Genomic DNA, 9,021 nt, shown 5'->3' on the forward strand with positions numbered 1-9,021 from the left:
GGGCACCGTCTCCGCGCCGGGTGAGCCGCGGGGGGTCGGGGTCGACGACGACGATGCCGCAGATGGCCTCGCCGGAGGCGTCGCCGGGGTCGCGCAGGGATGGCCCGGTCGCCGGCGACCAGCGGCAGCGGATGCGGCAACACCACCCGCACCGCCCCCGTGGAGCCGGTGTCGAGCGGCCGCAGGTGCACGCCCGGCCCCGCGGTACCCACGTGCAGCCTGACCTGCGACGGCAGCGCCGCGAGCACCGCCGCGTCGGTGACGCAGCGGGCGTCGAAGACCTGGGTGCGCCGCCACGCGCCCGGCGTCAGCAGCGCCTCGCCGCGCTCGATGTCGTCGGCGGCCAGGCCGCGCAGGTTGACCGCGACCCTGGTCACGCCGTCGGCGGCCGACACCTCGCGGTGGTCGCGGCCCAGGCTCTGCAGCCCGCGCACGCGCACCCGCCGGGTGCTCGCCCCTGAGAGGTCGAGTTCGTCGCCGACGGCCAGCGCGCCCTCGGCGAACGTGCCGGTGACGACGGTGCCGGCGCCGTCGATCGTGAACGACCGGTCGATCCACAGGCGAGTGCGGGCGGGCGGTTGTGGATCGGCCGGGGCGGGCATGCGGGCGAGCAGGCGCCCCAAGGCGGCCCGCAGCTCGTCCATGCCGGAGCCGGTGACGGGGCTGACCGCCACCGCCTCCGCCTCGCCCAGCCCGGCGGCGGCGAGCCGCTCCCGGGCCTGCGCGAGCGCCGGAGCCGGGTCGGCGAGGTCGGCGCGGGTGACGACGAGCAGGCCGTGTCGGATGCCGATGGCCTCGACCGCCCGCAGGTGCTCCTCGCTCTGGGCGCTCCACCCGGCGTCGGCGGCGACGACGAAGACGACCCCGGGCGCGGGGCCGATGCCCGCGAGCATGTTGCCGATGAACCGCCGGTGCCCGGGCACGTCGACGAACGCGACCTGCTCGCCGCCGGGCAGGGTGGTCCACGCGTAGCCGAGATCGATCGTCAGGCCGCGGCGCTTCTCGGCCTCCCACCGGTCCGGCTCCATGCCGGTCAGGGCGCGCACGAGCGTCGACTTGCCGTGGTCGACGTGGCCCGCCGTCGCCAACACGTGCATGCTCACGACTGCTCCCGGCACGCCGCCGCCAGGGCCCTGGCGACGAGCGGGATCTCGGAGTCGGTCACGCAGCGCACGTCGAGCAGTAGCGCCCCGTCGTCGAGTCGCCCTACGACGCTGGGCAACTCGCCGTCGACCGCGGTGTCGCGACCGGTCCGCAGCGGCTCGGCCAGGCGCTGCGGCACTCGCACCGCCCAGCCCGGCAGCGGCACCTCCGGAGCGCACCCGCCGCCGACCGCGCCGTCGCTGCGCACGACCTCGACGGTCAGGCCCACGCACGCGGGGTCGGAGCCGACGGCCGCGGCGAGGCGCTCGGCGCGCTCGCGCAGGGTGTCGGCGTCGGCGTGCAGGGCCTGGTGGGTCGGGGTGGGGGAGCGCAGCGAGGCCTCCAGCGCCGCGAGCGTCGTCTTGTCGACGCGCATCGCCCGGGCCAGCGGGTGGCGGCGCACCCGCTCGACGGTGGCCGGCTCGCCGACCACGAGGCCGCCCTGCGGTCCGCCGAGCAGTTTGTCGCAACTGGCTGTCACAATCGCGGCGCCGTCGGTGAGGGTCGTCGTCGCGTCGGGTTCGTGCGGCAGCAGGGGGTCTGGCGTGAGCAGGCCGCTGCCGATGTCGCTGACGAGCGGCAGGTCGCGCTCGCGGCACAGCGGCGCGAGCGCGGCGATCGGCACGCTGCTCGTGAAGCCGCTGACCCGGAAGTTGCTCGGGTGCACCTTGAGCACGAAGCCCGTCGCCGGGCCGATCCCGGCGTCGTAGTCACGCAGATGTGTGCGGTTCGTCGTGCCGACCTCGACGAGGCGGGCGCCGACCGACTCCAGCAGCTCCGGGATGCGAAAGCCGTCGCCGATCTCGACGAGTTCACCTCGGGAGACGACGATCTCGGGGCGGCCGGCGGCGACCGCGAGGGTGGCGGCGACGAGTGCCAGGGCCGCGGCGCCGTTGTTGACGACGAGGGTGCCGGTGCCCTCCGGCAACCGCTCGGCGAGGGCGTCGAGGGTGCCGCGGCCGCGGCGCGCGCGGCGGCCGTCGGCGAGGTCGAACTCGACGTCGCAGTAGCCGCCGGCCAGCGTCATCGCCTCCCGCGCGCCGGGCGAGAGGGTGGCGCGACCGAGGTTGGTGTGCAGCACGACGCCGGTGGCGTTGACGACGCGGCGCAGGCTCGTGGGCCGGCCGTGGCGGTCGCTCAGGTCGGCCAGGGCCGCGGCGGCCACCGCCTCCGGGGCGATGCGTCCCGCCCGCGCCGCGCTCTGCGCGCGCTGGATCGCGGCCTTGACCGCATCGGCGCCGGACTGTTCTGCGGCGGCCACGAATTCGGGGGCCGCCAGCAGCGTGTCGGTGCGGGGGATCCGACGCCGGGCGTCCGGCTCGGTCGGCGTGCGCTGGGGCACGTCGCGTCTCCTTGGGTGGTCTGGGGCGATCGGGGTGTTTAACCAGTCTGACCAGACTAGAACGGGCATCCTAGGCACACGCGCTCATGCGCTGGACGGAGCACCCGGGAGGAGCCCTGCGATGAGTCCGTCGTCGGATTGGTTCGACGAGATCGTCCTCGGCGATCCGTTGCGCCCCGACGACTCAGCGCGCCGCGACCGGACGCGACCCCCTCCTGCCGAACGTTCCGAGTCTGCTTCCGAGGAACCCTCGGTGACAGAAGGTTTCGACGATCTGTTCGTCGACTTCGTCGATTCCGCCGAATTCCTCGATGAGGACGACGAGTCGGCCGCGGACGCCCAGGCCTCCTCCGAAGAGTCGGATGAGAAGCCGGAATCGACTGATCCCGAACGTGATTCGCTGAACACGCCGATCTACTCGGCGCTGTTCAGCTGGCACGCCCAGCCGCACGCCGCCCAGCCGTCCCCCGCCGAGGGCCCGCGGGAGACCGTAGGCCCCGGCCCCGATGCCGCCGACGACAACTGGGACGACAACACCGAGGGCACCGACGTCGAAACGCCGTCTGGCCCTGGGGGCATCGTGTCCGGAGACGATCCGGCCGACTGGGCCGGCGACGTCGACACCAGCCTGGTGCCGCCGGAGGAGATGCGCGGCGTGTGGCTCGTGACCGAGACGGGCCGCGAGAGCCCGCTGCGCCTGGACGGGCAGCCGATCGAGCCGGAGGATCTCGCGCTGCCCGCCGACATCGCCTACCGGCTGCTCGACTGGTCGGATCAGTGGCAGGCCGAATGGGACGACGCGCGCGGCTGGCTGCCGCGGGCCCGCATCGGTGACTTCGAGGCGCTCGGGCGGTGGCTCGCGCGCCGGGTCAAGGACAGCGTCGGGGCCATCGAGGTGACCCTCGAGCCGCCGCATCTCGGACGCGCGGGGCTGGAGCGGATCGAGGCCGCCCGCACCCGCCCCCCGATCGTCGTGCGGCTCGAGAACGACTACGGGGCACCGTTCCCGGTGTGGGGCGACTTCGTCACCGAGTCCGGGGTCGGCAGCTTCTCCTCCGAGCTCAACCTCAAGCTGGAGGGCTGGGCGGCTCACTTCGAGGACCACATGGACTCGGTGACGGGCTGGGACGACCCCGCCGCCGCCCGCGACCACGCCGCCTTCGCCGCCGAACTCGCCGCCGACATGGCCGACGAGCTCGGGCCCGACTACCGCGTCGAGCTGGACCTGTGGGAGCTGACCGGCGTGCTCGACACCGAAGGCCCCCGCCGATGACCGGCGAGTCCGGCGACGCCGGTGTTCTCCTCAAGGGTCGGCTTGTCGACTACCTCCACGAGCAGCGCGACGCCCCGCGCGCCAAGCTCGACGGGCTCACCGAGCAGCAGGCGCGGATGCCGCGCACGCCGACCGGCACCAACCTGCTCGGGCTGCTCAAACACTGCGCCAGTTGCGAACTCGGCTACTTCGGCGTCGTCTTCGACCGGCCGTCGACCCTGCCCTTTCCGTGGGATGCCCCGGGCGCCGACCCGGACGACAACCTCGACATGTTCGCCACCGAATCCGAGTCGATGGCAGACATGCTCGCGTTCGCCGAGGCGTGCTTCGCCCACGCCGACGCGACGATCGAGGACCTCGATCTCGACGCTCCGGGGCAGGTGCCGTGGTGGCCCGAAGACCGGCGGCGGGTGACGCTCGGGCAGATCCTCGCCCACGTCGCCCTCGACGAGGCCCGGCACGCGGGCCACGCCGACATCCTGCGCGAGCTCATCGACGGGGGAGTCGGTCGGCGCGGACCCGGCGACAATCTGCCCGACTGGGACGAGACCACCTGGGCCGCATACGTGCAACGCCTCGAGCGCATCGCCTGCCGCTCATAGCCGCGCCGTCCTCCGCCGACACCTCACCACCTCACCGCCATGGTCAGCGGGGGTCCGTGGCGGCCCACCGGCTGGGCGGCCGCTCGGTCCGCCGGATAGGGCCGGATAGGTCGGTCGGCGGAGGCGCACGGGAATCGAACCCGCCTGCGACGGATGCCGCCGCACATCGGTTTTGAAGACCGTGGAGCCCACCAGGTGCCCACGCGCCTCCCCGCGCCGACTCGAATCAACCCTAGGCGCCCACGTAGAGTCGCGCCATGACGGCCGTACAGAGCAGTGACGCCGGTCCCCGGCGCTTGACCCAGTACGCGGCGGGCGGAGGGTGCGCCTGCAAGATCCCGGTCGGTCGGCTGGAACGGATCGTCTCCGGGCTGCGGGGTGGGCGCAGCGTCGACGACGAGACCCTCGTCGTGGGCGTCGAGGACGGTGACGACGCCGCGGCGGTGCGCGTCGAGGAGGCCGACGGGGTCGCGCTGATCTCCACCGCCGACTTCTTCACCCCCGTCGTCGACGACCCCTACGACTGGGGCCGGATCGCCGCGGTCAACGCGCTGTCCGACGTCTACGCGATGGGCGGTCGGCCGGTGCTCGCGATCAACCTCGTCGCCTGGCCGCTCGCCGACCCGGACGACCCCGCGGGCCTGCCCGACGAGATGCTCGCCCGGGTGCTCGAGGGCGGCGCCGACGTCGGCCGGCAGGCGGGCTGCCCCGTGGCCGGCGGACACAGCGTCACCGCGCCGGAGCCCCTGTACGGACTCTCGGTCACCGGCGTCGGCGATCCGGATCGCCTGCTGCGCAACGACGCCGCCGCACCCGGACAACCGCTGAGCCTCACCAAGCCGATCGGCTCGGGTGTGTTGAACAACCGACACAAGTCGACCGGGGAGAGGTTCGAGCAGGCCATCGACGTGATGACCACGCTCAACGCCGAGGCCAGCGCGGCGGCCCTGGCGGCCGGGGTGCGCGCGGCCACCGACGTCACCGGCTTCGGGCTGCTCGGCCACCTCTACAAGATGCTGCGGGCCAGCGGGGTGGGCGCGGTCATCGACGCCGACGCCGTGCCGGTCATCGAGGGGGTGCGCGAGTCGATGGCCGCCGGCTATCTGCCCGGCGGCAGCCGCCGCAACCTCGACTGGGTGCGCCCGCACGTCGACTCCGACCGCGACGAGAACACGCTCGTGCTGCTCGCCGACGCCCAGACCAGCGGCGGGCTGCTCGTCGTCGGCGAGATCCCCGGGGCGCCCGTCATCGGTCACACGACCGAGGGGCCGGCCCGCGTCACCGTGCGCTGATGGTCGGCCCTCCGCGCCCGCAAACGCCCCGAACCGTGTGCGGATCAGCGAGGATGACCGCATGACAGCGCGCGTCATGGTCCTGACCCTGGGGGGCACCATTGCTTCGCTCCCGTCGACATCGGGGGCCGGGGGCGGGGCCATCCCGACGCTGACGGGCGACGACCTGCTCGCGATGGCGCCCGGGCTGGCCCAGGTCGCCGATGTCACGGCCCGCACGCTCATGCAGGTGCCCTCCTGCGACATCCGACCCGCGGACGTGCGCGCGGTCGCCGAGACGATCGCCGTCGCCGTGGGCACCGGGGGCACCGGGAGCGCCGGCACCGGGGAGCCGCCCGCCGACGGCATCGTGGTCGTGCAGGGCACCGACACCCTCGAGGAGACCGCCTACCTGCTCGACCTCCTCCTCGACATCGAGGCGCCGGTCGTCGTCACCGGTGCCATGCGCACCCCCTCTACGCCTGGCGCCGACGGCCCGGCGAATCTCATCGCGTCGGTGCAGGTGGCCGCCGACCCAGCCGCGCGCGGGCTCGGGGCGCTCGTCGTGCTCTCCGACGAGATCCACGCCGCGGCGCACGTCGCCAAGACCCACTCCAGCGCCACCGACGCGTTCACCTCGCCGGGCTTCGGGCCCATCGGGCGGGTCGTCGAGGGCCGCGTGCACATCTACGCCCGGCCGGTGCGCCAGCACGAGCGCGTCGACGTGCCGCCCGACGCGACCTGGCCGTACGTGCCGATCCTGCGGGTCGCGCAGGGCACCCGGCCCGTCGAGGTCGACGCCCTGGCCGCCATCGCCGACGCGCTCATCGTCGAGGCGACCGGAGGCGGTCACGTGCCCGCCGATCTCGTGCCCGTTCTCGAGGCGGTCGCCCACCGCATCCCTGTGGTGCTGACCTCCCGCACGGGCGCCGGCGGCACGCTCGAATCGACGTACGGCTACCCCGGCTCCGAGATGGACCTGCTCGGGCGGGGCGTGGTCAGCTCCGGGCCGCTCGACGCGGTCAAGGCTCGGTTGTGGCTCGGTGCCCGTCTCGCCGCGGGGCTGCCGGTGGCTTCGTCACCAGCGGGATGATGGCGGCGACCAGGCCGATGACGCCGATCGTCGTGAACGCCAGCGTGTAGTTGCGGTCCGAGCCGAGCAGCCACGTCGTCAGCAGCGGGCCGGCGACCCCGCCGATGCTCCACGCGATGAGCATGAGCCCGTAGATGCCGCCCGCGTTGGCGACCCCGAAGAATTTGCCGGCGGTGGAGGGCATGGCGCCGAAACCGCGTCCGTAGCAGGTGTAGATGATCGCGGCCAGCAGCACGAACAGCCACGGGGTGCCGGCGTGCGGGATCGCGATGAGGCAGGCGCCCTGGATCGCGAGGATGCCGACGAACGCGGGCATCTTGCCGATGCGGTCCGAGCGCCAGGCCCACAGGATGCGGCCGCCGCCGTTGAACAGGCCCAGCACGCCGACGAGGGTCGCTGCGGCGGCCGCGCTCATGCCGGCGATGTTCGTCGCGGAGCCGGCGGCGACGGAGATCAGCGAGATGCCGGTCATCACCGACAAGCCGAGGATCGCGGTGAGCAGGTACCACTGCGGCGTCGACAGGGCCTCGCGTTGCGTGAAGTCGCGTCGGGTCTGCGCCGGGGCCTTGTCAGCCGACTCGTCCGCAGTCGAACTCGGGCCCGCCCCGGGAGCCGTGTACCCCTGCGGCGGGTTCTTGAAGAGCAGCGCGCCGAGCACACCCGCGATGAGGTAGGCGATGCCCAGCGGCAGGAACGCCGCCGCGGGGGTCTGCGGGTCGCGGGTGATGAGCATCTGCGCGACGGGGGAGGTGATGACGGCACCGAACCCGAAACCGCCGACGGCCAGGCCGGTGATGAGCCCCGCCTTGTCGGGAAACCACTTCTGCAGCATGGCGATCGGCACGATGTAGGCGAGCCCGAGGCCGAACCCGGAGAGCACCCCGTAGCCGAGGGCGAGCAGCCACAGCTGGCCGTCGGCGCGAGCGAACGAGGAGAGGATGATGCCGATCGAGTAGATGACGACGCCGGTCAGCGCGACGACCCGCGGCCCGCGCCGGTCCTGGATGCGGCCGCCGATGAACGTGCCGACGAAGATCATGCCGATCGCGACCTGGAACGGCAGGCTGGCCTGCACCGGCGTCAGCTGCAGCGCCGAGCTGTCGGACTGGAAGGCCGCCGCGAACGTGCTCCAGGCGTAGACCGCGCCGATCGCCAGCTGCACGAGCACACCGCCGACGAGAACGATCCAGCGGTTGGGGGTCGAGGTCGAGCGGTCGTCGTCAGGCGCCTGCCTGGGAACGTGGTTGCTGCTGCTCATGGGCGTCTCCGTCGGGGTGCGAGGATTGCGCGGCCCGACGGGCTGCAAGCCGCTGCTTCTGGGGAATGACCGTGTACTTCGGATCCTTGGCGGACTCGATGCCGCCGTAGAAGATCCCGAAGCGGGTGAGGGCGGAGCCGGCGTTCAGAGCCAACCCCGCGAGCGCGGCGACGGCCCGGTTGCGCCCGCCGACCACCGTCAGCGCGGCCCCGGCCACCGTGGCCGCCTTCGCGGCCGTGAGCAGCGTGCCGGCGCGGCCCTCGTGCAGCGGCTCGGCGAGCAGCCCGAGCCGCCTCTCCATGGCGGCATGGGCCACGAGCTCGACCATGGAGCCGGTGACGGCCATGAACCGGGCCGGTCCCGTTTCGCGGGGGCTGGTCGTGGCCATCGCGGCGCCGCCGGCGCAGGCCAGCGCGGAGCCGACGAAGACGAACGGCAGTTCCTGGTGGGCCTCGTGCCACGTGGGGGTCGCGGTGTCGGAGAGCAGCACCGCCGTGTACGCGGCCAGCGGCGCCGAGAAGAAGCCGGCCCCGATCGCGGTGAGCCGGTCGCCGATCGGCCACAGTTCCTTGAGCGGCACGTCCTCGGGCAGCGCGAAGTGCATGACCTCGGAGAACGCGGCGGCCCCGGTGAACGCGCCGAAGCCGGCGAGGATCCACGACCCGACCGACATCGGGGAGGTCAGCTTGACCGTGCGCATCATGTTGAGGAAGCGGCTCGGCTTGCCGAGGTCGCCGATGAGCGCGGCCGTGCTGCCACCGAGCGCCACGAGCGAGACGAGCCGGGCGTTGCGCTGCAACTCGTGCCGACCGGTCATCTCCCCGCCGGAGGCGACGAGCGAGGAGCCGGCCGCCAGGCCGCCGAGGTAGAGGTAGGTCGGGATCTCCCACGTCCACGGCGCGGGTTTGACGATGGGCCGCCCGTAGTACGAGGAGAACTGGGCGTCGGGCACCATGACGTCGTCGGGGCGGCCCTTGCGGCGGCGGCCCTTGCGCCCGCCGCGGCCCCGAGGAGCCGCGGCCGCGAGATCGGCGCCGCC

The 9,021-nt window shown here is 73.5% G+C and carries 8 protein-coding genes and 1 tRNA gene; 4 read left to right on the plus strand and 5 right to left on the minus strand.

What is annotated here, in order from left to right:
• Both PINTE_RS18840 and selA read right to left on the minus strand, forming a co-directional pair.
• Positions 1-1,097 (minus strand): GTP-binding protein (locus tag PINTE_RS18840; RefSeq protein ID WP_245643057.1); only part of this gene is annotated, 1,097 nt, incomplete at its 3' end.
• 2 nt (positions 1,098-1,099) lie between these two features.
• Positions 1,100-2,485 (minus strand): L-seryl-tRNA(Sec) selenium transferase, encoded by a 1,386-nt coding sequence (gene selA / locus PINTE_RS18845; RefSeq protein ID WP_068433808.1) that lies wholly within the window; start codon positions 2,483-2,485, stop codon positions 1,100-1,102.
• Positions 2,486-2,738: 253 nt separating this feature from the next.
• Between selA and PINTE_RS18850 the strand changes: the two genes are divergently transcribed.
• Together PINTE_RS18850 and PINTE_RS18855 are read left to right on the plus strand one after the other, a co-directional pair.
• A complete protein-coding gene (locus tag PINTE_RS18850; protein ID WP_157087373.1) occupies positions 2,739-3,758 on the plus strand; it encodes an immunity protein CdiI family protein in 1,020 nt (339 codons plus the stop codon).
• Positions 3,755-4,360 carry a DinB family protein gene (locus PINTE_RS18855; protein ID WP_068433812.1) on the plus strand — a complete coding sequence of 202 codons (606 nt, stop codon included), beginning with the start codon at positions 3,755-3,757 and terminating at the stop codon, positions 4,358-4,360. Before PINTE_RS18850 ends, PINTE_RS18855 begins: the two co-directional genes overlap by 4 nt.
• A 118-nt stretch (positions 4,361-4,478) precedes the next feature.
• Here PINTE_RS18855 and PINTE_RS18860 read toward each other — a convergent pair.
• Positions 4,479-4,571: transfer RNA gene (locus PINTE_RS18860), tRNA-Sec, on the minus strand.
• A gap of 46 nt (positions 4,572-4,617) precedes the next feature.
• On the opposite strand from PINTE_RS18860, the gene selD reads away from it, so the two are divergent.
• Together selD and PINTE_RS18870 are read left to right on the plus strand one after the other, a co-directional pair.
• Positions 4,618-5,652: a selenide, water dikinase SelD gene (gene selD, locus PINTE_RS18865; RefSeq protein WP_068433814.1), complete on the plus strand. Its 1,035-nt coding sequence runs from the start codon at positions 4,618-4,620 to the stop codon at positions 5,650-5,652.
• Positions 5,653-5,713: 61 nt separating this feature from the next.
• A complete protein-coding gene (locus PINTE_RS18870; protein WP_068433815.1) occupies positions 5,714-6,724 on the plus strand; it encodes an asparaginase in 1,011 nt (336 codons plus the stop codon).
• On the opposite strand, the gene PINTE_RS18875 is transcribed toward PINTE_RS18870, so the two are convergent.
• Positions 6,654-7,982 carry an L-lactate MFS transporter gene (locus PINTE_RS18875; RefSeq protein WP_068433817.1) on the minus strand — a complete coding sequence of 443 codons (1,329 nt, stop codon included), beginning with the start codon at positions 7,980-7,982 and terminating at the stop codon, positions 6,654-6,656. The genes PINTE_RS18870 and PINTE_RS18875 overlap by 71 nt on opposite strands.
• The coding region (gene nrfD, locus PINTE_RS18880) for an NrfD/PsrC family molybdoenzyme membrane anchor subunit (protein ID WP_068433819.1) at positions 7,945-9,021 on the minus strand (1,077 nt) is incomplete at its 5' end. The genes nrfD and PINTE_RS18875, both read right to left, overlap by 38 nt.

The sequence above is a fragment of the Piscicoccus intestinalis NBRC 104926 genome (genome assembly GCF_001515525.1).
In the GTDB taxonomy this organism is placed as follows: domain Bacteria; phylum Actinomycetota; class Actinomycetes; order Actinomycetales; family Dermatophilaceae; genus Kineosphaera; species Kineosphaera intestinalis.